21 protein-coding genes are annotated in these 22574 nt (G+C 62.0%); 4 read left to right on the top strand and 17 right to left on the bottom strand.

Annotation, left to right across the window (positions count from 1 at the left end):
- Positions 1 to 403: 403 nt before the first annotated feature.
- The 13 genes from ACY9XZ_RS13910 to ACY9XZ_RS13850 form a co-directional block, all read right to left on the bottom strand.
- Positions 404 to 640, bottom strand: coding sequence for a branched-chain amino acid ABC transporter substrate-binding protein (locus ACY9XZ_RS13910; protein ID WP_463457619.1), 237 nt, complete (start codon positions 638 to 640; stop codon positions 404 to 406).
- A 19-nt stretch (positions 641 to 659) separates the two neighbouring features.
- Complete coding sequence (locus tag ACY9XZ_RS13905) at positions 660 to 1883, bottom strand: ABC transporter substrate-binding protein (RefSeq protein ID WP_463457618.1); 1224 nt, start codon at positions 1881 to 1883, stop codon at positions 660 to 662.
- Complete coding sequence (locus tag ACY9XZ_RS13900; protein ID WP_463457617.1) at positions 1880 to 3115, bottom strand: ABC transporter substrate-binding protein; 1236 nt, start codon at positions 3113 to 3115, stop codon at positions 1880 to 1882. Before ACY9XZ_RS13900 ends, ACY9XZ_RS13905 begins: the two co-directional genes overlap by 4 nt.
- Positions 3112 to 4311 (bottom strand): ABC transporter substrate-binding protein, encoded by a 1200-nt coding sequence (locus tag ACY9XZ_RS13895; RefSeq protein WP_463457616.1) that lies wholly within the window; start codon positions 4309 to 4311, stop codon positions 3112 to 3114. The genes ACY9XZ_RS13900 and ACY9XZ_RS13895 overlap by 4 nt, the downstream gene beginning before the upstream one ends.
- A 137-nt stretch (positions 4312 to 4448) precedes the next feature.
- A complete protein-coding gene (locus tag ACY9XZ_RS13890) occupies positions 4449 to 5387 on the bottom strand; it encodes an ABC transporter ATP-binding protein (protein ID WP_463457615.1) in 939 nt (312 codons plus the stop codon).
- Positions 5387 to 6562, bottom strand: a complete 1176-nt coding sequence (locus tag ACY9XZ_RS13885; RefSeq protein ID WP_463457614.1) for a FecCD family ABC transporter permease — start codon at positions 6560 to 6562, stop codon at positions 5387 to 5389. Before ACY9XZ_RS13885 ends, ACY9XZ_RS13890 begins: the two co-directional genes overlap by 1 nt.
- A 2-nt stretch (positions 6563 to 6564) precedes the next feature.
- Entirely contained in the window at positions 6565 to 7545 is a 981-nt protein-coding gene (locus ACY9XZ_RS13880; RefSeq protein WP_463457613.1) for a thioredoxin reductase, read from the bottom strand.
- A gap of 183 nt (positions 7546 to 7728) precedes the next feature.
- The gene (locus tag ACY9XZ_RS13875; protein ID WP_463457612.1) at positions 7729 to 9189 is read right to left on the bottom strand and encodes a carotenoid oxygenase family protein; all 1461 of its coding nucleotides are present in this window, start codon (positions 9187 to 9189) and stop codon (positions 7729 to 7731) included.
- Between the two features lie 51 nt (positions 9190 to 9240).
- Positions 9241 to 10230, bottom strand: coding sequence for a DMT family transporter (locus ACY9XZ_RS13870; RefSeq protein ID WP_463457611.1), 990 nt, complete (start codon positions 10228 to 10230; stop codon positions 9241 to 9243).
- A gap of 279 nt (positions 10231 to 10509) precedes the next feature.
- Positions 10510 to 10779 carry a DUF7571 family protein gene (locus ACY9XZ_RS13865; protein ID WP_005532887.1) on the bottom strand — a complete coding sequence of 90 codons (270 nt, stop codon included), beginning with the start codon at positions 10777 to 10779 and terminating at the stop codon, positions 10510 to 10512.
- Between the two features lie 124 nt (positions 10780 to 10903).
- Positions 10904 to 11521 carry a class I SAM-dependent methyltransferase gene (locus tag ACY9XZ_RS13860; protein ID WP_463457610.1) on the bottom strand — a complete coding sequence of 206 codons (618 nt, stop codon included), beginning with the start codon at positions 11519 to 11521 and terminating at the stop codon, positions 10904 to 10906.
- A 140-nt stretch (positions 11522 to 11661) separates the two neighbouring features.
- Positions 11662 to 11940: an SHOCT domain-containing protein gene (locus ACY9XZ_RS13855; RefSeq protein ID WP_463457609.1), complete on the bottom strand. Its 279-nt coding sequence runs from the start codon at positions 11938 to 11940 to the stop codon at positions 11662 to 11664.
- Positions 11941 to 12092: 152 nt separating this feature from the next.
- On the bottom strand, positions 12093 to 12527 hold the full coding sequence (locus ACY9XZ_RS13850) for a pyridoxamine 5'-phosphate oxidase family protein (RefSeq protein WP_463457608.1): 435 nt from the start codon (positions 12525 to 12527) through the stop codon (positions 12093 to 12095).
- A 102-nt stretch (positions 12528 to 12629) separates the two neighbouring features.
- On the opposite strand from ACY9XZ_RS13850, the gene ACY9XZ_RS13845 reads away from it, so the two are divergent.
- Positions 12630 to 14465: a bacteriohemerythrin gene (locus ACY9XZ_RS13845; protein ID WP_463457607.1), complete on the top strand. Its 1836-nt coding sequence runs from the start codon at positions 12630 to 12632 to the stop codon at positions 14463 to 14465.
- 68 nt (positions 14466 to 14533) lie between these two features.
- Here ACY9XZ_RS13845 and ACY9XZ_RS13840 read toward each other — a convergent pair whose 3' ends face one another.
- Entirely contained in the window at positions 14534 to 15007 is a 474-nt protein-coding gene (locus tag ACY9XZ_RS13840) for a hypothetical protein (protein WP_463457606.1), read from the bottom strand.
- Between the two features lie 98 nt (positions 15008 to 15105).
- Here ACY9XZ_RS13840 and ACY9XZ_RS13835 point away from each other — a divergent pair, with 98 nt between their 5' ends.
- Positions 15106 to 15876 (top strand): hypothetical protein, encoded by a 771-nt coding sequence (locus tag ACY9XZ_RS13835; RefSeq protein ID WP_463457605.1) that lies wholly within the window; start codon positions 15106 to 15108, stop codon positions 15874 to 15876.
- Between the two features lie 210 nt (positions 15877 to 16086).
- Here ACY9XZ_RS13835 and ACY9XZ_RS13830 read toward each other — a convergent pair whose 3' ends face one another.
- The 3 genes from ACY9XZ_RS13830 to ACY9XZ_RS13820 all read right to left on the bottom strand — a co-directional run bounded on the left by ACY9XZ_RS13830 (position 16087) and on the right by ACY9XZ_RS13820 (position 19555).
- On the bottom strand, positions 16087 to 16935 hold the full coding sequence (locus tag ACY9XZ_RS13830; protein ID WP_463457604.1) for a hypothetical protein: 849 nt from the start codon (positions 16933 to 16935) through the stop codon (positions 16087 to 16089).
- Between the two features lie 89 nt (positions 16936 to 17024).
- Complete coding sequence (locus tag ACY9XZ_RS13825) at positions 17025 to 17951, bottom strand: hypothetical protein (RefSeq protein ID WP_463457603.1); 927 nt, start codon at positions 17949 to 17951, stop codon at positions 17025 to 17027.
- A 305-nt stretch (positions 17952 to 18256) separates the two neighbouring features.
- Positions 18257 to 19555, bottom strand: a complete 1299-nt coding sequence (locus ACY9XZ_RS13820; protein ID WP_463457602.1) for an amidohydrolase family protein — start codon at positions 19553 to 19555, stop codon at positions 18257 to 18259.
- Positions 19556 to 19696: 141 nt separating this feature from the next.
- On the opposite strand from ACY9XZ_RS13820, the gene ACY9XZ_RS13815 reads away from it, so the two are divergent.
- Together ACY9XZ_RS13815 and thrC are read left to right on the top strand one after the other, a co-directional pair.
- Complete coding sequence (locus ACY9XZ_RS13815) at positions 19697 to 21040, top strand: dihydroorotase (protein WP_463457601.1); 1344 nt, start codon at positions 19697 to 19699, stop codon at positions 21038 to 21040.
- Between the two features lie 165 nt (positions 21041 to 21205).
- Complete coding sequence (gene thrC, locus ACY9XZ_RS13810; protein ID WP_463457600.1) at positions 21206 to 22465, top strand: threonine synthase; 1260 nt, start codon at positions 21206 to 21208, stop codon at positions 22463 to 22465.
- Positions 22466 to 22574 lie beyond the last annotated feature (109 nt).

Genomic DNA, 22574 nt, shown 5'->3' with positions numbered 1-22574 from the left:
CAAACCACAGAAATCACACTGATGGTTCGCCCCAAACCCGACTGTTTCGCTGATTCGCCGACGAATGCTCATCGGTCTGCTCTCACCCGAGTTTTCCACAGGACCGACAGCGGGGTCGGTCAGTCGCCGGGTCGTACGCCATCGAGACGTCCTTGCAATGACGGCAGTATCGGTCTACTCCGCCACGATGCGAATGCGTGTTTCCTTCGTGAGATAACATGTGTGAATCAACCACACAATCGCTTATAGTACTTTTGGACAATCGGATCAGTATTCCTTATATTCTACCGTATCACTAACTACTCAATCGGAAAGCGGAGTATTCGTCTACAATTTTCGGTTCGATATTGAAAATACCGATATTGTGTTTTCTCGGTATAATCCACCCGACAACGGACCGGGACTAAATGTCGCCAGTAATAATGTCCGCGACCCGCTGCCGGTCGAACAACTGTCTGTCCTCGGGGACCTCTGGGAACTGGTCCGGTTCGAAAGAGCCAAATTCCTCGGGATAGAGCTGTTGTACGACCATCTCCGTCTGGAGCAGGTTCACGAGCGGCCCCTGTTCACCGTACTGCCCCGGGAAGATATTGTTCTCCTGAACCGCGGTGAGTTGGCTGCCGACCGAGTGGTCTTCCATCGGAACGACGTATCGTCGCTCACTGGTCGAACACCCCGTTGATGATATCAGCTAACCGTTGTCGGTCGAAGAGCTGTTCGTCGACCGGGATGTCACCGAGACCGCGCCACTCGCCGAAAGCCTCGGGATAGAACTGCTTCGCAGCTACTTCCGTCTGGAAGAGATTGATTATCGGCCCCTGGTAGGAGGTCCCGCCGCGGTAGAGCTGATCGTTCCGGACCGCCGAGAGCTGCTGGCCGATGGGGTCCTCGCGCATTGCCGCCATCCGGTCCTCGAACTCTGCGGTCGAGACGTGTGAGAAGCCGTACTGGAACAGCAGGATGTCGGGGTCCACGTCGAGAAGTTGTTCATAATCCCACTCGGCATAGCTCCCGTCGATAACGTCGTCGAACGCGCCGCGCATCCCCAGGTCGCGGTACTGCTTGTGCCCGTTCCCGTCGTGGACGGGATAGGCGTAGAACGATCCGCCCTCGAAGTCGGAGTTGACCGAAAGGAGACCGACCGTCGGCCGTTCGTCCTCGGGTGGGAGCCCTGCATCGATTTCCGACAGCAGCGAGTCGTGGAGGGCGGCAACGGCCTCGTACCGCTCGCGCTCCTGAAACACGTCGGCGATCAGTTCGAAGGCCTCATACAGCGAGTAGTACCGGTAGTCGTGCCAGTCGTCGGTCCGTCGCCGGATGCTGTTCCCGATTATCGGGCCGATATTGGTCGTGATTTCCGTGAAGTCCGCGTCGGCCCAGCTGTCGTCGAGCACCTGAACGAAGTTCGGGTCGAACAGGTGGACGTCACAGTCCATCTCGTAGAAGGCTTCCTTGTCGATGCCCCCCTCGCCCATCAGTTGTGGGATATCGTCGAACGATACATCGACATCCGGGATGGCGTCGAAAAACGCCAGCGGCCAGTTCTCGGTGAATATCAGCCCCGCAAGCCCCTCAAGTTGCCCCAGCGCGATAGCCATGTCCCCGTAGGTGCTGAAGTAGGCCATCCACCGCTCCGGGACCGACTCGAAGGTCACCTCGCCCATCGGCTCCATAGAGACAGTGTAGGGTTCCGATGCGGTCGGTGTCGGCGTCGCGCCGGACGTATCGATGGCTGTCGTGTTACTGTCCGTCGGCTCAGGTGTCGACTGTGAGTCGGCATCACCGGTACAGCCGGCGAGCAACCCACCACTGATGACTGCACCGCCGTATTTCAGATAGGCTCTGCGTGTTCGCGCGTCCGCTGTCGTGTCATTGTCGCTCATGCTTCGAATTCTCCGTTGATGATGTCAGCCACTCGCTGGCGGTCGAATAGCTGTTCATCGGCTGGAATGTCAGGGTATGGCCCGTCGGTGTAGGTCGGCCACTCGCCGAACTGCTTGGGGTACAGTTGCTTTGCGGTCATCTCCAACTGGAAGAGATGCAGTATCGGCCCCTGATACCGCGCCCCCTGCGGGTAGATGCGGTCGTTCTGTACGGCCGTGATCTCCGATCCGACCGGGTCGGATTTGAACGCCTCCCGGCGCTCCGGGAGGCTCGTGTTCGGCTCGAACCCGCCAAGGTGCAGGATTACCTCGGGGTCGGCCTCAAGCAGCGTCTCGAAATCGACCACAGTGTTCGTCTCAATCGACCCCTCGAAGGCGTCCCGTGCGCCAAATGGACGGGTATGTGCGGTCAGGAAACCGGGGTTGTCCAGCGTGTACGCGTATATTTCTTCGATATCAGCCGCGGCGAGTATCACCGCCGACGGGCGCTCCGACTCGGGCGGCAAATTCGCGTCGATAGTCGAACGTATCTCGTCGTGGATGGCCGCGAGCGCCTCGTACCGGGCCTGCTCCTGGAACGCCTCAGCCACGAGTTCGAACTGCTCCCAGAGGGTGTAGTACTGGTAACCCTCCTGCCAGCCTGGAGCGGGTTCGGCGTGGCGGTCACTCAGCGAGTTGCCGAACCACGGCGAGACGTTGGTGGCGATCTCCTCGAAGTCCTCCCGGTCCCAGTTGTCCTGTTTGGCGATCCAGGCCGGGTCGGCAAGGTGGATGTCGCTGTCCAGTTCGTACAGTTTCTCCTTGCTCGGTTCCCACGAAGAGTACAGTCCGGTCCAGTCCAGCGACACGCCCGGGAGTCGTTCGACGAACTGGTTCCACAGGCCGCTGTAATAGTCCGGGGCGTGCATCGCAGTGACAGTGTCTCCACGACCCAGGGCGAACGCCATGTCGGCGTGGTGTGTGAGCCGCGTGAAGACGGTCTCCGGCGGCGAGTCGAACGTCACCTCCCCCATCGGCGACATCGACACGGAGTACGCGTCGTCACTGGTCGCCGCGTCCGTATCGGTGGCCGAATCGTCTCCGACGGCCGCACCGTCCTCAGATGCTGTGGCCTCGCTGGTGCCGGATTCTGATCCACCGCTGGAACACCCCGCAAACAGGCCGCCGGCTGCTGCCGTCCCACCGTACCGCAGCACCTCTCTGCGCGTGGGTGACCCCGCTTCGTCGCTCATTGGTCCGCCCCGGTGATGATATCGGCCACGCGCTGGCGGTCGAATAGCTGCTCGTCTTCGGGGGTTCCGCCGACACCGCGGAACTGACCGAACACCTCGGGATAGATCTGTTTGGCCGCGTTCTCTAGCTGGAAGAGGTTGAATATCGGCCCCTGCATCGGCGTGCCGCCGACGTACACCCGGTCGGTGTCGATAGCTGTGAGTTCCTTGCCGACCGGGTGGTCTTCCAGCGCCAGCAGCGCCTCGAACCGGGCGGAAGGTTCGATATCCCAGTGGTGGATGATGACGTCGGGGTCGACTTCCAGCATCTCTTCGAGATCGACGTCGCTGTAGTCGTTGGCGTACGTCTTGTCGCTCTCGGCGAAAGCCCCCGTTGGCTCGAGCGGGCGGTAATGGGCCTTCGCAAAGCCCGGCCCGTTGATCTGGTAGGTGCCGAACGTCTCCGACTCGCTATTGTAGACGACGAGGGCGACAGTCGGGCGCTCGGATGCCGGGGGCAACTGCTCGGTAATCGTCTCGACCATCTCGTCGTGAACCACCCGTAGCTTCGCGCCGCGGTTCTCCACCTGGTACACCCGGCTGAACCGCTCGGCGAGTTCCCACAGCGTGTAGAACTGATAGGCGTCCCGACAGCGCCCTTCCGGTGGGTCGCTGTGAGCGCGGCTGAACCGATTTGCGAAGAAGGGGCCGACGTTCTCCGCCACCTCGTCGAAATCCGCCTGGGACCACCCGGAGTCAAAGGAGAGCCAGCGACACGGGTCCAGGTGGTGCACGTCGGCGTCCAGTTCGTAGAACACCTCCTTCGGGAGGCCGTCGCTCCACAGCGCCTGGAGGTCGCTGGTGTCGAACTCGACGCCAGGGAGTTCGTCGTAAAAGCCCGTGAAGTAGCCGTCGGGCCGCCCAAGCGAGGCGATGCGGTCCTGCTGTCCGAGGGCGACCAGATGGTCCGCCCAGACGTCGTCGAAAATCACCGCGTCCTCGGGGACCCCGTCGAATGTCACCTCACCCATCGGGGCCATCGTCACCGAGTAGGAGCCGCCCGCGGTGGCCGTCTCCGTTTCGGTCGGCGTAGAGCTGGTATCGCCCTCTGTGTCGCCGGTACAGCCGGCCAGCAAGCCCGCGCCGAGGACGGTGCCGCCGTATTTGACGTACTCTCTGCGCGTCGGCGTCTCGATTTCGATGGCGTCGTCTCCCATGCTTTTAGGCTAGCCTAAAAATTATATAGATGTTCCGGTTCCAACGACCGAGGGAAATCAGGTGTCAGTCGCTGAATCGGGTGTCCATAAAAAACGGGTCGGGCAGGGAGCCTATTTCGTGGTCGTCGTATCACCCTCTACTCGGCCACGACCTCCTCGGCACGTTCCGCTTCGGTACTGTCGTCATCGACCGCCTGTTCGTCCCCATCGTGGCGAGCGCGAATCGGATTGATGCGCGGCCCATGCTGGGTGACCGACACCTCCGCCTCGATCTCGAAGACGTCCGCGAGGAGTTGCTCCGTCACGACCGATTCGGGCTCGCCCCGGGCCTGTATCTCGCCGTCTTTGAGTGCGACCATCCGGTCGGCGAGGCGTGCCGCCTGCTCGATGTCGTGCAGAACGACGACGATGGTAATGTCACTCTCGTCCCGGAGCGTTTCGATGATCTCCATCACCTCAAGCTGGTGGTGCAGGTCGAGGAACGTCGTCGGTTCGTCGAGCAACAGCACGTCGGTGTCCTGTGCGAGAACCATCGCGATCCAGGCGAGTTGTTTCTGGCCGCCACTGAGGCTCCCGACTTCGCGATCACGGAGATGGTCGCAGCCGGCCAGGTCGATGGCCCGCTCGACGGCGGCCTCGTCCTCCTCGGTGACGCTCTCGAAGAACCCGCGGTGTGGGTAGCGACCGTGATACACCAGATCCTCGACCGAGATGCTGTTGGGCGACGTGCTCTCCTGTGAGAGCAGGCCGAGCTTCCGAGCGATCGCTTTGGTATCGAGCGTCTGGATGTCTTGCCCGTCCAGCAACACGGACCCCGACTCGGGCGTGAGCTGATTGGCGAGGCCTTTCAGCAGCGTGCTCTTGCCCGAGCCGTTCGGGCCGACGAGGGCGGTAACAGCACCCGGTTCGGCCCTGATCGTCTCATCGTCGATTATCGGGCCGTCACTGGAGGGGTACGTCAGAACCAGATCCTCGCCAGTCAGTGACGCTTCCGATTGATTCGCCGGTGATTCCGAAACAGCGCCACCAGCATTCTCAGCACCTGTACCGTTCGTCCGTGGTTGGTTCTGTGACATTAGATTTCACCCATCTCCTGCTGTTTCCGCATCAGATAGAGGAAGTACGGCCCCCCGACTAGTCCGGTGACGATACCGACCGGAATCTGCGTCGGATTCAACGCCAGGCGTGCACCGACGTCAGCCCCGACCATCAGCGCGGGGCCGGCGAAGACGCAGCCGACGACGAGCTTCCGGTAGTCGCTCCCGACGATGTTACGGACCATGTGGGGAACGATGAGCCCGATGAAGCCGACGATACCGGCCACGGCGATGCTCGCTGCCGCCGCGAGTACGGCCACGCCCGACAGCGCGAACCGGACCTTCTCGACGGACATCCCGAGTGACTTGGCAGTGTTCTCCCCGAGCAGAAGGACGTTCAGCTGTCGCGAGCTAAACAGCGACAGCCCCATCGCCACGATAGTCCAGGGGAGCGCCATCCGGACCTGCTCCCAGTCGGTCCCGGTCAGTGAGCCGGTCGTCCAGGCGATAGCGGACTGGACGACACCGATGTCGTCCGCGAAGAAGAACATCGCCGTCTGGAGGGAGCCAAAGACGGTGCTGACGATGACGCCGGCCAGCACCAGCCGGACCGGCGACGTGCCGTTCTTCCAGGCGATAGCGTAGACGATCAGGAACGCCACTGCGCCGCCGGCAGAGGCGACCAGCGGCAGGAGCGTCGAAAGCCCCGAAAACACCACTAGCGTGAGCAGAATCATCAGTCCCGCGCCCGACGAGACGCCGAGGATGAACGGGCTGGCGAGTTCGTTCCGGGTGACCGCCTGAAAGATCGCCCCTGAGACCGCGAGATTCATTCCGACGAGTACGCCCACGAGGACCCGCGGCAGCCGGATGTTCCAGACGATGAGGCTCTGCTTGCTCATCTCCGGCAGCGACGCGTCGACGATGAGCGAATCCCAGGCGAACGGGTTCAACAGTACGTCCGGGTTTATTTGCCCGCCGAGCAAGAGCACCTGCCAGACCCGAAGATCGAACAGGATATCCGGGTCGAATACGGCCTGCCACGCCTCGACGATAGTCATCGAGAACGCGCCGAAGCTCACCTGAATGAGGCCCCCGGCGACGACGACGGCAACGCTCCCGAGACAGAGCCCGAGCAGCGATGCATCGACGGCCCTGAGCCGGTTCAGAGCTCGCGACCACGCGTCGGTGACTCCCGTTGTCCTGCTGGCCATCGCTACTCACCCACCTCCGCCGTGCAGTCAGCCGCGTCGGCGTAGTCACGGATCGTCTCGTCGTCCATCGCATCGAGGACAGCAGTCTCATCGAGCGCCGAGACGACCGCCGCAGGGTCCAGGTAGTCCGCCAGGACTTCCTGTCCCGTTTCGGTCCGGTCGGCTATCTCCTCTGGTGCGATGTACGACGACCGCCGCTCGTCGACGGCCGCTTCGCGGACCCGCTGGAAGCGGTCCGAGTCCGGCTCGACGGGGGCGTCCTCAGCGTACCGGTCGTTGAAGTGTTCGACCCAGGTCCCACGCTCGGTCCACTCGTCGTCGAGTTCGGCCTCGCGGCGGACCCAGTCGACGCCGTCGGCGACGGGCTCCCACCAGCCGTCGTCGATTCTCGCGTCCGCGATCACCCGGCGTGCGACGCGAGCGCCCCGACCGGCCGCGATGATCGCCTGCCTGTCCGCCGCTTCGGACGGTGACGCGACATAGAGACCTGAGACCGGTGTCGTGCCGTTTTCGTCGGCGTACTCGCTGTCGAATGTTTCGCGTTCTTCGCCGTCGTGTTCATACGTCTCGAACATCGCGGACTCGTCGTCCAGACCGCGCATGTACTCGCCGTCGTAGCGGGTCGCCGCGATAACACGACGAGTCGTGGCCGTCTCCCCGTCCTGTGTCTCAACGACGAACCCCTCCCCGTCCGCAGTTCTGTCGAGCGATTCGACCAGATCGGTGACGATGGTACAGCCGGCGGTTTCGGCGTGGTCCTGGATGAGATCGTACAGCGTCTCGATGTCGATACCCGCCGGGAAGCCGAGGTAGTTTTCGAGGTGGGCACACCGCTTGAGCGACGACCGCCCGCGGTCGTAGATGACCGTATCGAGGTCCGCCCTGGCCGTGAACACACCCGCCGCACAGCCGGCCGGACCGCCCCCAACGATGCTGACATCATGGTCGAACGCCGTCCCGGTCCGGTTCCCCACTCTCGCCATGTTCACGACGCTCCGTCCAGTGTCGGTGACACTGCCCACCGGCGTGTCGGTTCCGAAGTGTCGATCGATTCGTCCAACATACTATTTAGGCCAGCCTAAATGGATAAAGCGTTTTCGAAAATTAGGCGAGCCAAATTTTACAGCAGTCTTCGTACTCGTTACCACAGCTAGCCGCTCGCGGACTCAGTTGCCGGCCGCCACCCGAAGCTCGGGGAAGTATCGACCGTGGAAATCAAACGGAGCTGCGTGGGGGAGCGTCGCTCTGGCGCGCTCCGAAAACGTCTGGCCGTCGAGTACGAGTAGCCGAGACCGGTCCTCGTCTGCGTCCAGCGCAACGACAAGTACCACGCCGTCATCTTCGGGGCCGCCGTCGGGTGCAGGGACAAACACCGGTTCGCCGAAGTACTCCCCGCCGTCGTCGAACGTCTCGACAGCGCCCGTGTCCGTGTCGAGCTTCAGCACACGACGGGCCCACTCGGTAACGGGGGTGTCCATCCCCATCGCGTACACGTAGCGGTGCGGGCGACACCAACGAGACGGTGAAACGGTCGGCAGCGCGCTGCCGTCGGGGTACAGCATCTCGCGTGACACCGTCGCGTCGACACCGCCGTAGCGAGTCACACCGCTTCCGGTACCGAGGTCGACGGTGAACCGCTCGATTCGACCGACGATAGCGCTCATCTCTCCCGCACAAAGGGTGTCCAGATACATTGAGTCGATAGTCGTTGCGTCGGGTACTGTTTCGAGGTCGAACACGAGTTCCCTGCCACCAGCTCGTTCGAACGCGTTGACGTGGTGGAACCCGAACACGGCGGGGATGACCGGTTCAGCGACGACGGTTCCCGTAGTGCGCTCCATGACGATGATTCGGGTTCCACGGTCAGGGTCCCACTCGAACTGCTCGATGAAGGGCGCTTGTCGACCGGGCTTGAGAAACCGTCGAGGGTCGAGTCGAAGCGGGAACTCCGTCAGCACGACGTACCGGGGTGTGAGCGCGAAGCTGTGCATATACGCCGGCTGGTCGGTGTCGACGCTCCCAATGTGTCGACGGGTCCCATCGGGCGACATGGCAGTGACGTGGTACCGGCTGGTCCGTCCGAACGCCGTGTCGACGTTGACGAGGACGCCACTTGTCGGGTCGCGTTTGAGATGGGCACAGGAGAGTTGGCCTGTCGGCACATCGTCGTCGTGTTCGAGGTGACCCGTCGTCTCGAGCGTGTTCGGGTCGAAGCGCACCTTGCGGGGCGATTCGGTCAGGGCGAGGTACTCGCCGCCGAACCGCTCGGCGATGATGTTCGTGTTGTCGTAGGGGTCGGTCAGGAACGTCGCCAGCCGGGAGCGAAGCGTCGTTTCACCGGTCGCAAAGCCGCCCTCGAACTCGCCACTCGTCGCCGCCTCGTATGCATCCGTTCGGAGGAAGCGGTTCCGATAGTGAACGGCGTCGCTGTCAGGGTCGAACGTAAACCGGTACAGCATCGCGAACCCGTCGAACCAGTGGTCGACACTGCTACCGTTAGGGAGGGAAAACGCGCCGGGTCCGTTCCGGATAAGACTGCCACGGAGCCAGTCAGGAAGTGTCCCGGTTACCGAGATGGATGCCGCTGTCTCGTCATACAGGGAGTGGAACCCGGGGTGGGAGGCCATACCATTGCAATGTGTGCCAACGGCTAAGTCCTGACGCCCCTGCTCGGGGTATCAGTCCTGCGTTGAGTACGCGTTCCCGCTGACGACGACGCAGTCGTCCTGCGGCCCGCATGCACGGTACGTCGGAGAGTCAGCGCGGCGACGGCGGAGCGACCGAAGCACGTCGGCTTTCACCCACGCGAAGCCGACCACGATGACGGCGAAGCCGGCGACAGTCACCGGGCTGAGTGTCTCACCGAGCAGGAGCCAGCCGCTGATAGCCGTCACCGCCGGGACCGCGTAGGAAACCAGGCTGGTTTCTGCCGCTCCGACCGTGCTGATCAAGCGGAAGTAGAGGAGGAACCCGAGAGCACTGGCGACGATGCCGAGGTACGCGATGGCCGCGAGCTGTTCGAAACCAACGGAGACGGTCCCGAGTCGCTCCGACGGCAACCCGACGCTGACGGCGTGGAGAATGGCGGCACCGAGCAGCGTCATCCAGGTCTGGAGGCTCACGAGCGGGAGCGAACTGGTGTAGCGTTCTGTCAGTACCGCACCGACGGCGAAGGCCACAGCCGAACTGATGAGCAAGGCGACGCCGAGCAGTCGGCCGTCGACCGCGCCCGGTGTGGGGTTTGCGATGATAACCACGCCGAGGAACCCACAGACGGTGCCGATGAGTTCGTGGGGGCGGGCCCGATAGCTCGGGAGGAGCGTCGATGCGAACGCCGGCGTCACTACCGGCGTGAGACTGAGCAGGATTGCGCCGAAGGAACTCGGGACGTACTGCTGGCCGAGAAACAGCAGCGCGAAGTGTGCGCCGATGAGGACAGTGCCGCCGATGAGGATCAGCGACCAGTCGTCACGGGTCCGTGGACGGAGTGTCCGGCCCCGCCAGAGGGCATAGCCCAGCAGGACGACTGCAGCGATATCGTGTCGGAGTGCTGCCAACAGCACCGGCGGAACGCTTTCGAGACCAGTCTTGATCGCCACAAAGGAGAGTCCCCAGATGAGTGCGAGCGCAGCAAACAGCAAGCCAATATGTCGTGTCGAGCGTGTCATTCCAGTAGAGACCAATCATATGTGCTGGAGGAGTATGAAGCTTCTATCGCCACTGTGACGCACACACACGGACTCTCCCGCCGAATCCACCGTTCAAAAATCGAGCCGATCAGTGGGTGTCCACAGTGCTATCCACGCCACTTGTACTGAGTCGTAGTGTTCTACTTCCGAACAGAAGACGGAGTTCGCATTCGGTCGACAGCGCTCTCATCAGTTCGCTGTCAGCAACGGCAGAACGGGATGATGCCCACGTCGGCACACCCGGACGGATGTGCCGGGTCAGGTCGACATCGTGTCGAAATGCCATCCCGGATCGGTCCCGGTCTCGTCGATGTGCTCGGACCGGCACGCCGGACAGCAGTCAGGGACCGCAGTTTCCGACCGTGGCACGTACACCGCGCCGTCACACTCCACACAGGCGTCCGCGACGACTGTCACGCAGTCGGCACAGAGGTTGAAATCGTCGACTGTGAGGTCTCGCAGGGGTTCGAGTTGTTTGTCCAAGAGGTACTCGTCGATAGCCGCCTGACAGTTTTGGCACAGTTGCATGTCGATCCGATTTGACGCATGGTACCGTGACACAAATAGTTACTGCCCGGTTATCGAGCGTGAGTTTTGCGACTACCAGCTAACGGCTGCCCGAACCAGGGAAAAGAGACGAATCCCGGCGAGGCTACGGCGCACGGAACACGCGGATGGTGTCACGGGACGTGGGCTCCCGGATGAGCTGTGCGAACCCGAGTTCCGAGAACACCTGCTTCCAGTTGCGGTGATACAGCGGGAAGTCGTCGTCGACGTAGCTCACTTCCGTGTCTGCGCGTCCACGTTTTGGGCTGTTACCCTCGTTCTCGGCGATTATGAGGAGATCCCCCGCGATGCGGGCGACCTCTTCGAACACCCACGCGTCGTCGGGGTGAATGTGCTGGAGCGTCTCGACCGAGTAGACGACATCGAAGGCGTCGTCCTCGAACTCGGTAACGACGTCCTCCAAGGCCCCGGTGTGGAACGTCCCCGACTCCGAGAGCCGCGGGTAGTGTTCTTCCATCACGTCGAATGATTCGTCGTTGATGTCGATCCCAGTGAGGTTCCCGTATCCGTTGGTCAGTAGGTGTGCCAGATGGCGGCCCGAGCCACATCCCAGTTCGAGGATTCGGGCGTTGTCGTGAACGTAGTGGTCGAGCACGTTGCCCAGCGTCTCACTCACTTCGTTCGGCCCGAGTTCGGCGTAGTACGTCGGTGAGTACTTCCCGGAGCGGGAGGCCCAGTCGTCGCGAACGTCGTCCGGGTCCATACCCGGCGTACACCGTTGCGGAATAAATGTACCACGAAGTACGTGTCGGGCGGTCCGTGGGCACAGTTGCGGGGCAGCGACTCGGCAGGGTAGCTCTCTGCCGTCACATCCGCTGTCGGGGAAAATTCTGGCGTCGTGAGCTACGACTCGTGTTGGAGTAATCGGTCAGCCCGCGTTTCAAGCTCCGTCTCGTCGATCTCGCCGGTTGCGTACTGCTGTTTGAGTGTCTCCAGTGAATCCGGCTCAGCGGTCGCTTCGTGCTGTAGCTGCACGTACAGCAGGCCCCCTATCGCCACAACGGCGATGATGAACGCTGCGAGCAGCAGCCACCAGCCACCCGGGGTCATGCCCATCCCCGTTGCCCCGCCGTGGGGGCCCATCGGTCCGTGCTGGAGTAGCGCAGTTGTTGGCGGTAGCATCTGGAACACCTCTACGTGTATCTACGGGTTTCAAGCCATAACTACGGTCGCTGGTTCCCACAGACTGAGAACGTACGACTACCGAGCGACGGCGCATACTGCGCTGAGAGGGAATCTGTAACCGATATTGTTCATGGCTCTCCACACCACGGTCATCCGACTCGGAACTCCCGCCCGCTCCAGTCGTCGATCCGTAGTTCGTACGGCGTCGTCGTCGATGTATCGTCCCAACTGACTGGGTTGGGAGCGAACTGGGTGTTGCTGGCCAGCGAGGCGAGGGCCGGCTCCACGTCGCCGTATGTCGTCTCGATCAACTCACCGGTGACGATGACGCTTCGCCACACGGATTGGGGCTCGGTCTCCTCGTACACGGTGAAGCCGACGGTGGCGTCCGCTGTCAGGTGGCGGTGTTTTTGGCTCTCGTCACTTACCGAGAGATGAAACGCCAGGCTATCCGTCGCCGGGTCGTACCCGAACGCGACCGGGACCGGATACGGGTTCGCCCCCGTCGAACTGGACAGTGCCAGCACGCCGATGCCGTTGTCGGTAAGGACCTCGACGACCGCTTCGTCACTTAATTCTCGCATCCCGAGTGCAGTGATTACTGGCAACTACTTGGGAACTGGACCGCGTTTTCAGTCGATGGGAACGTGAGCGTCGCTTTTCAAATAATGGGTAACAGAACAGGTATGGGCACGGATTCGACGAGGGAGTTCGCCGAGTGGGACGAGGAACGGTACAGTACCAACATCGAGCGGTTCGATGAACAGCACAAGCGCCTGTTCGGACTGTTGAACGATCTCCACACGGCGATGAACGAGGGGCATTCCGAGGAGGAGGTCGGCGACATTCTCCGGGAACTCGAACGCTACACGGAGTATCACTTCGGTGACGAGGAGGAGTTCATGCAGAACTGTGGCTACGCCATGGACTGCAGCGACTGTTTCTACAACCACCGCGAGATGCACGAGGAGTTCGCCGGGAAAGTCCAGGAGCTCCGCGAGAAACACGAGAACGGGGAGTACGTCACGATGGAGGTGCTGACAGTCGCCCGGGACTGGCTCGATGCACACATCGCCGCCGGCGACGAAGACCAGAACTACGCTGACTACTTCGAGACCGAAGTCAGTGACGACTACGAGTACGAGCCCGGGCAACTGTATCAGGACCGAACGGCAACGGCGGAGCCCGTCCCAGTTGACCGTCAGAGTGATGACGCCGGCGTGCGCCTCGACAGCGAAATCTACGACGGTGGGTCGCTTTCGGTCCCGGAGGGGTCAGTAGCGGCCTGGTTCGAAGAGATCGCTACAGACCACGGGGACCGAACCGCGGCACTCGTCCGGGATGGCGGCGAGTTCGTCGAGCGGAGTTTCGAGGAGCTGGCCGAGCGGGCGAAGGCCGTCGCGGGCGGACTCCTCTCGACGGAACTGCGCCCCGGGGACCGGCTGGCTATCAGAGCGCAGTCCCAGTACGAGTGGTCCGTGCTCGACCTGGCCTGTCACTTCGCCGGGCTGGTCCCGGTCGCACTCTATCCGTCTGCGAGTGACGACCGGGCATCCGAGGTCATCGAGCGGACCGGTGCGACCGGACTCGTAGCAGCGGGGGAGGTGCCAGAGGATCTGGCGATGGCCGTCGAATCCGTGCTCGATTTCGAGGCTCTACCGACCGGCGAAGCGAGAGTGCTCCCGGGCCTCCAGACGGACGGCGACGAGGTGGCGACAGTCGCGTTCGACGTGGCCGCCCCCGCCGAACAGGCCGGCTGCGCGCTGACACACCGAAATCTGCTGGCGGCAGCAGAGAGTCTCCGCGAGGAACTCCCCGCCGGTCCCGGTGCGACCGGGACGTGTTCGCTCCCGCTGGCACACATCTATCAGCGTGTCGCGACGTACTATCTCTGGGCGACCGGGAGCGCCGTCGCCTACCTCGGTGCAGAGGAGTTCGTCGACCAGCTTGGGGCCGTCGAACCAGACGTGCTCGTTGGCGTCCCGAAGATGTACCAGCAGCTATACGGGACGATACAGGATCGCCTCGGCGACATGGGCTGGATGAAACGGAAGGTCGGCGGCCGAGTCACATCGTACGGTCAGGATATCGTCAGTGGACAGGGTACGCCGCTGAAATACAGAGCCGCAAAGCGGCTCGTGTACAAGCCGCTCCGGCAGGAGATGGGGTTGTCGAATCTCACCTACGCCCTCTCCGGGACAGGCCGGCTTGACGACCACCTGCTGTACTTCTTCCGGGGACTGGGCGTTCCGATCTGTGAGCTATACGGCTCTGTCGGGACGACCGGTGTGGGCGCACTGAACCCGGCGGATTCCTTCGTCGAGGGGACGATCGGCGATCCGATGCCGGGCGTCGAAATCGCGGTGTCCGAAAGCAGGGAGATACTGGTCCGGGGCCCGACGGTGCTGGGCGGGTTCCTGGAAGACGACCGAACCGGTGCACAGACGGTCCGGGACGACTGGTACCACACCGGCGAAGTCGGTGAGGTAGGCCCGGACGGTACGCTGTCGCCCGCCGAGTGAGTGCTGTCGGGCCAGCGGTGAACAGCCCCCTTTTCCGTCCAACCGAACGCTACCACAGTCCGGATGACTCAGACGAGCCGAGACCCGAGTGCGACGAGTGGCACGAGAACGAGCAGATACACAGCCGCCGATATCGCCCAGTCCCGTCTGATGTCCGCTATCCGGACCGATGCCAGGCGGGACCGCGGGAGGACGACGAAGACGAAGAACCCGACCATCAGCGTGTACAGAACAGCGGCAGCGAGCACTGTCGCGAGTAGCGACTGCCCGCCCAAGAGACCCTCGCTGGTAAGAAGCACCCAGACGAACAGCGGGCCAGTCAGCCAGCCAGCGATGTAGTGGACCACGTTCGCGAGCCGACCCGGTGCGTGCTGTGGCGCGCTATCGGTCAATACACCGGAAGCGACGAACGGCGGCGTCTCGCCTTCCGGAAGCCTGGCCATCACGAGATCCATCGCGACCGTCGCGACGACACCGGCAGCCACGCCGATAACAAACCGGAGCGACACCGCAAGCGTCGTGACGAGAGGTACCGATTCCATATGTCACTGACAGGGCGGGAATGTATTCCATCTGACGATTCAGGGATACCTATTTGTTGGGTGCGAAAGCCCGTGATGGTGTACCCCATAGCGAGTGCATGCGCACACAGGATGCGGGACACCGAGCCGCGGCGGTCGCCGCCCTCGCTGACCGCGATTACCGGCGCGCTGGAGACGAGTACACCCGAGCGGGGTGGCGTGTTCTGTCGGACCCGCGGGAAGGCATCGCGCCTTTCAGTGCCGACGAGAAGGGATGGGTCGGTGCCGGCCTCCAGTATCTCGCGACAAGCGCGGTCTGCTACCGTGTCGCCGGCCAGGACACACGGGCTACCCGTCGCGGTGTTGAGGGCGTCGCCGTGGCGAAGGACCTGACCAACGGGCTCGACCATCCGGTACAGCACGCCTGTCTCAAGGAGTTCGTCGGGGACTTCCGGACCGTTGCAGGGCTCGACAGCGTCGAGACAGCGTACCGGGAGGCGGAGACGGCCTACGAAGACGCTGGCAGCGCTGTCGACAACCCGCAGGCGTGGGGAACGACCCCGCTGTTCGAGGCCGCTGCGACGCTGATTCAGCAGGTCGCCCGTGGCTCCGCGAACGGCGAAATCGCTATTCCCTGGGAGGACCTCCACGGCACGGACCCGGACAACCCCGGCAGATTCCTCGCACAGCGGGCCGTCGTCAAGCGTCAACGGTTCCCCAACCTCGTCCAGCAAACGATCAAAGACGGGTTCCTTGCTGCCCCCCGTGGGACAACAGAGTACGACACCGACCACCACCGCTGCCCGCACTGCGGCTCGACGGACGTGAACTGGACCGCGGAGAGCGTGTTGTGTCTGCGGTGTTCCCGTCCGACGGCCGAGACAAGCTAATATAGGAAGTCAGTCTTCGTACCAGAGAATATAATCCCAGATATGGTTGTATACCCAGTTTATGCTCCCATATATCATCTACCTGATTTTTATTTTGTTTTTTCTATTTAAATAAATATATTATATATCCATATTACGGAGAGGTATTGAAACGGAGTGGTGTAATAGAGACGGAATAGCGTAGATGATCATAGGATCCGACCATGTTGGTCACGTTGTCGGTTCGGCCGATTCGGACTGTGAAGACGGATGGCTGCGTGCTTCGATCAGAAGGCGTCGATTAACAATGTGGTCGACGACGGTGGTGCTGTCGAGAATCTCCGTCGCACCGTCGTCAGTTTCCGGATCAACGGGGTAATGGCGTATCTTGAACGAATCCATCGCGTTTCGGTTCTCCGAGACTGGTTCGATCACTTCGATGTACTCATCAGTGGCGGTGTTGCGGTAGGTTTCCCCCGTCGAAAAGCCGACGACGGGTACGTCCGCGGGCCACTCCCACGAGAACTGCCGAAGATACTGATCGAACTGCCAGACGAGATACTCGGGGTCAAGATCGTCGTCAAGCGCACCCACAGCAGCTGAGTCGAGTGTCCGATCCCAGTAGTCGACGACGCATTCCTTGAGGTCGTCCTGCAGGCAGTCATCGACCAGTTTCTGCTCGATCGGATAGCCGATTTCGATGGCAACGATGGCATGTCGGTCGAGATGTGTGAGACAGCGCTGGCATTCGATCTCGAACACGGACAGACCGAGTGGGTTGTCGGCGGTCATATGCGCCAGTTCGTTCCCACAGTTTGGGCACCAGAGAAACAACACGCCGTTGTCCGCACCGGACAACTCACCGAGCACGGTCAGATCATCGAATGCCGTGTCGGGACTGTCCGTCTGGGATTCCGGTATCGATTCCGGGACTGCACCGACAGTATCGTCCGCGTATTTCGCCAGCTTTCGGTCTTTCAGCAGCGACTTGATGACGGAGTCGTGCGAGGAGTGAGACTCCGCGTCACGTATCTTCTCTATCTGTTCTTTCGTCCAGTCACGTACGCGAATCGTTGCCATTTGTCACACGTATAAACCGGGACACAAAAATGTTTTCCTTTTTTCATGATCGTTCGTCTATCCACCTGTACCACACTGCGGGAGAGCGATCAATGACCGGCAGCAGTGATCCGCCGCTTGATTTCGTCGTTCGAGACACAGATCTGATTGGCGGCCAGACGGTGGGTGACGAGGTCAAGGAGATCCAGCTCCGAAAGCAGTCGTCGAGCGTGCGTCTGGCTCAGATCGAGACGCTGTGTCACCTCGTGTAGCGAGGTGGACTGGGTAACAGTCCGTGCAAGCTCGGCGACGGTCAGGTCCTGTGAGATACCGAGTCCGTCCGCGACGAGATTGTCGTCGCTGTCCTGTGAATCCGCTTCAGCGAGCAGTTCAGCGACAGATCTGGCCCCCAAACCGTCCGGGTCTTCGGGCTGTCCATCGTCGTCCGGTTGGTCGTCAGGAGTGGCCGAGTCTGCCGAGGGCGTACCGTCGGTGTCGGTTTCGGAATCCGCCTGAACATCGGAGAGGCTCAGGCCGCCTGCCTGTGGCGTCGTCTCGGTCGGGTCATGGATGTCGTACTCCACCATATACCGGCGGACAGTTTCGGAAGTCACGTCGGCGTCCAGCGCCTCGGTCATCTCCGGGAACGTATCGCAGGTGTCGTAGGCAGCCTGGAGTGCGTCCGGGTCCTTGTATGCTGGGACGGAATCCGACTGCGAGAGGTTCTGAGCCAGTTGGTCAGTCGCATCTCCCTGGTCCTCCGACGGAACCGGTATGTCGGTCCCGACGGGCACCGTAACGGTCACGTCAAGCTCGATCCGCTTGTCGGTCAGATCGAACTCTTCAGCGTCGACAGACACGTCATCGTGTAGCGTTATCCCGCCGAACACCGGCGTTTCGAGCGTCAAATCAGCACTGATTTCGTCGTTATCTGCAGTCGTCTGGCCCTGTACCGAGACCGTTTTGACCACAGTCTCAGACGATTCTACGCATTCGAGTACCTGCGTGAACGTCTCAAAGGCGTCACTAACTACCATATGTCAACCACGCACACAGTGGCACTATTACATACTGGAACAGGAAATATTTGCGACGGCCCAGGATTTAGACAGATTACAATCCTCAGCGGCGCTGCGGTCGAAATACTGTGTGTACAGAATGTGCACACTGACGGAGAAATCGGGATATCGGCCGAAGTTGTACACACTTAGGGTGTAATTTAATAGGCGGTCACAGAAGACGATCCTCCGAAATCGGCTGGAAAAATTATAACACCCTTAGGATGTAAACTGCTGTTAACGGTTCTTTTGCAGCAACGAACAGTAACAGTGTGAAAGCCGACCTACAACCGATCCCAGAGATCGGCGCTCGCATCGCCGACAGCAGCCATATCCGCGTCGGCAACGCCGGTGACACCGGATCGTTCGTCGTAGACAACCTCTCCGTCGATTATTGTCCTCGTAACGTCCCCGCGGCTTGCGGCGCTGACGACGTAGTAGGGAGCACTTCCGTCTAACACCGGATTCGGTCCCAGATCCAGCGTGACGAAATCACCGCGTTTGCCGACCTCGATACTGCCGACGGAGTTCTCCATCCCCAGCACCGCCGCACTGCCGATTGTCGCCCATTCGAGGGCAGTCGCCATGTCGAAGCCACTGGGATTTCGCTGTTTGAGTTTGTGGATACCGACGGCCGAACGCATGGTCTCGAACATGTCCGGATCCCACCCGTCGTCGCCGAATCCGATGGTCATCTCGTTGGCTTGCATCGTTTCGACATCGACGATACCGACGGCGTTGTTGATGTTGGAGTAGGGGTTGTGAGCGACGCGGACATCGTTTTCTGCGAGGATTTCGATTTCGGACTCGGTGGAATGGACGCAGTGGGCGGCGATGACCTCGGCGTCGAAAAAGCCCATGTCTTCGAGCGCCGGTACCGGCCGTTTCCCGTAGTCGGCGATGGATTCGTGCACGTCGACCAGCCCCTCTTCGAGGTGTATCTGGATCGGGCGGTCGTCGTCGATAGCCCGATCGACACACTCCTCAACGATGGCCTCTGTGTTGGTAAACAGCGTGTGGAGGCAGTAGTGGCCGGAGACGGTGTCGTACTGACCCTCGGTTTCGTCGATGAATCGCTGATTTTCTGCGATGCCGTCCCTGGCCTGGGCCTCGGAGTTTCGGGCCGTCGTCTCGAAAGCAATCATCCCGCGGATCGGCGTCTGTGCGACCCCTTCGGCGACGGCGTCGAGACCGCCCGGCAGCGTATTCGGCCCGGAGTAGTTGTCACAGAACGTGGTGACGCCGCTCTGAAGCATCTCGGCGCAGGACCCCAGTGCGGACAGGCGAGCGTCACGCTCGGTAAACGCTTCGTCGACGTTCCACCAGATATCGACGAGCGCTTCGTAGAAGCTCTCGGGAGCTGCGGCCAGCGGTGCGCCGCGAATCGGGAGCGCGTACATGTGCGTGTGGCAGTTCACCAAGCCGGGGATGACGACCTCGTCGGTCGCATCGATCACGTCAGCACCGGACGCGTAGCCGTCTTCGATACCGACGATTTCGCCCTCCTCGACGACGACGTGTGCCTCCGACCGAACCGTACGCTCATCGTCCATCGTGATGAGCGTCCCTGCGTTCAGTATCACAGATTGGGGGATACCGGCAGCCGACTAAAAGCTATCCGCCCCAGAACACCCTCACCAGCCACTCTGCCACAAGCCGTGTGTGGGCCGGATGTGGCGTCTCACACACCAACTGTTTTCGTCGTTCGCCCGGGCCGTACTGGCATGACAGATATTCACATCAAAAACGCACAGGTGGTGACGGGGTCGGGTGTCCAGCACGGTGAAATCGTGATTTCCGACGGGAGGATCGACGCCGCCGGTCCCTCGTCCTCGGTACCCATTCGCAGTGACCCTGATACCGTCATCGACGCGGACGGGATGGTCGCGCTCCCGGGCGCAATCGACGTGCACACCCACATGCACGACGACGAGCTGTTTCCGGACGGGATCGACTTCGCGTCCCAGACCGCGAGTGCGGTCGCCGGCGGGGTGACGACGGTTATCGAATTACCGACGCAGACACCCGTCACGACGCCCGAGGCGCTGCAAGAGAAAGCAGAGACGTGTTCAGCCCTCGCGCACGTCGATTTCGGCCTCGTTGCGGGCAACGTGCAGGACCCCGCCATCGACGTGGCCGGAGTCTTGGACGCCGGAACGGCGGATTTCAAGACGTTCACCGCCGATCCCTATCTGGCGAGTGACTCGTCCATCGCCCGGCTCATGCGGTCTGTCGGCGATGCCGGGGGAACGGTTCGCGTCCACTGTGAGACACAGGGACTGCTCGACGACGCGCGGTCGACTATCGAGGGCGGCGAGCCCGACGTGTACATGAACTCACGCCCGCTCGAAGCCGAACTGGACGCGATATCCCGGGCGGGGTACTTCGCGGAGTACGCCGACTGTCCGCTGTACGTCGTCCACATCTCCAGCGGGAGCGGCGCGCGCGAGGCCAGCCGTTTCAATTCACGAGCGAACGTCCCGGTCACGCTCGAAACCTGCCCGCAGTATCTCGCCTTCTCGAAGGCCGACGTTGCCGAGAAGGGGCCGTTCCTGAAAGTCAATCCCAGCCTCAAATCCGACGCCGAGCGCGAGCGGCTTTGGGACGCAGTTGAGGACGGGACGGTTGATCTCATCGCCACCGATCACTTCCCGACGTACCGCGAGACGCGGGAAGCCGGCTGGGATGACATCTGGGAGCCCTACGCCGGCCTCCCGGGCGTCGAGACGATGGTCGAGTTCCTCATCAGCGAGGGAGTCCACGAAGGTCGGATATCGTGGCCGCGACTCCGCGAACTCGTGTGTGCGGCTCCAGCCCGAAGCGCCGGCATCTACCCGCGGAAAGGAACGCTGCAAGCTGGAACAGACGCGGACGTGATGCTCGTCCGACCGGAAGAGTACGAAGTCAGTGCCGACGACCACGCGTTCGTCGGTGGCTGGACGCCGTACGAAGGACAGCACTGGAGCGCACGCGTGGACACAGTCATCGCGGGCGGTGAGATAGTCGCAGAGGACCACGAGGTCCGGTCAGCCGCGGGTCGCGGACAGTTCTTACACCGCCCGCTGTAGCGAATTGCAGGGTTGTATCCGCTGACCAGCGATTCGCCCCGCAAGTAGATGTGTGTCGTGTGCGACCCGTGTGTGGTGTGTGGCGGCCTCGACAGAGCCGGGTTTCGTCACAACCGAACGAGCGCCACAGTACTGTTTTATATGCAGTTGGGCTCAGGAACTAGTATGGGCATGACGCAAGTCACAACCCTCGAGTGTACACTCTGCGGGGCAGAGTACGACCCGAACCAGGTCATCTACACCTGTCCCGAACACGAGGGCGTGAAGGGGATTCTCGAAGTAACGTACGACTACGACGCCATCGACGACGCGTTCGACGGCGACCTCGGCGGGCCGATAGCGAGCCAGTGGAAGTACGAGGCGTTCCTGCCGGTCGCAGCGGACGCCGAGGTCGTGACGCTCAACGAAGGCGGGACGGACCTCTTCGACGCGCCAAACCTCAGCGACGCGCTGGGTGTCGAGACGCTGGTCAAGGACGACGGGCGGAACCCGACGGGGTGTTTCAAGGACCGCGCCAGCGCCATCGCCGTCACGAAAGCCAAACACGCCGGCCGCGACATCATCACCTGTGCTTCGACCGGGAACGCCGCCGCCTCGCTGTCGGGCTATGCCGCCCGCGGCGGGATGGACTGTCGCATCTTCGTCCCCGGTGACGCCCCGACGGGCAAGCTCGCACAGCCACTCGTCTACGGTGCGGACGTCCTGGCTGTCAACGGCAGCTACGACGAAGCCTACGACCTCAGCGTCGAAGTGACCGAGAAGTACGGCTGGTACAACCGCAACGCGGCCATTAATCCGTTCCAGGTCGAGGGCAAGCGGACCGTCGGCCACGAACTCGCCGACCAGTCTATCGCCCGCGGCCACGTCCCCGACTGGGTCGTGTTCTCGATGGGCGACGGCTGCACCATCGCCGGTGCCTGGAAGGGGTTCAAGGAGTTTTACGACCTCGGCTACGTCGACGACCATCCCAAGATGCTGGGGGTCCAGGCCGAGGGCGCATCTGCGATCCACGACGCCTTCCACGACCACGAGGACATCGGCGACATCGCCGAAACGCTGGCCGACTCAATCGCGGTCGGTCGGCCGCGAAACACTATCAAAGCCTGCCGGGCGCTGGAACAGAGCGGCGGAACCGCGCTGCTGGTCGACGACGACGAGATTCTGGAGGCCGAAACGCTGTTGGGCAGCACCGAAGGAATCTATTCCGAACCGGCAGGCGCGACGCCCGTCGCCGGCGTCCGAACCGCGCTCGACCGCGGTATCATCGAACAGGACGAAACTGTCGTCGTGGTTTCGACAGGGTTCGGGCTGAAAGACACGAAAAGCGCCGAGAGAGCGACCGGTGGGGTCGACCGGATCGACCCCGAAATCACGGAGGTCGAAGGCCTGTACGGCACGGCCGAGGAAGCCGCTGCGGACGACTGATACCGTCGGACGATTGACTTGCTGCGGGTCGGCCTGCTGTCCGGTTTACAGTTAGCTTCGAAACTCCATCGAACCAGCGTCTCGCAGATTACGATAGATTCCGTTCGTA

The sequence above is a fragment of the Haloarcula sp. HT12 genome, from assembly GCF_055271655.1.
This window is presented reverse-complemented; position numbering and strand designations above follow the sequence as displayed.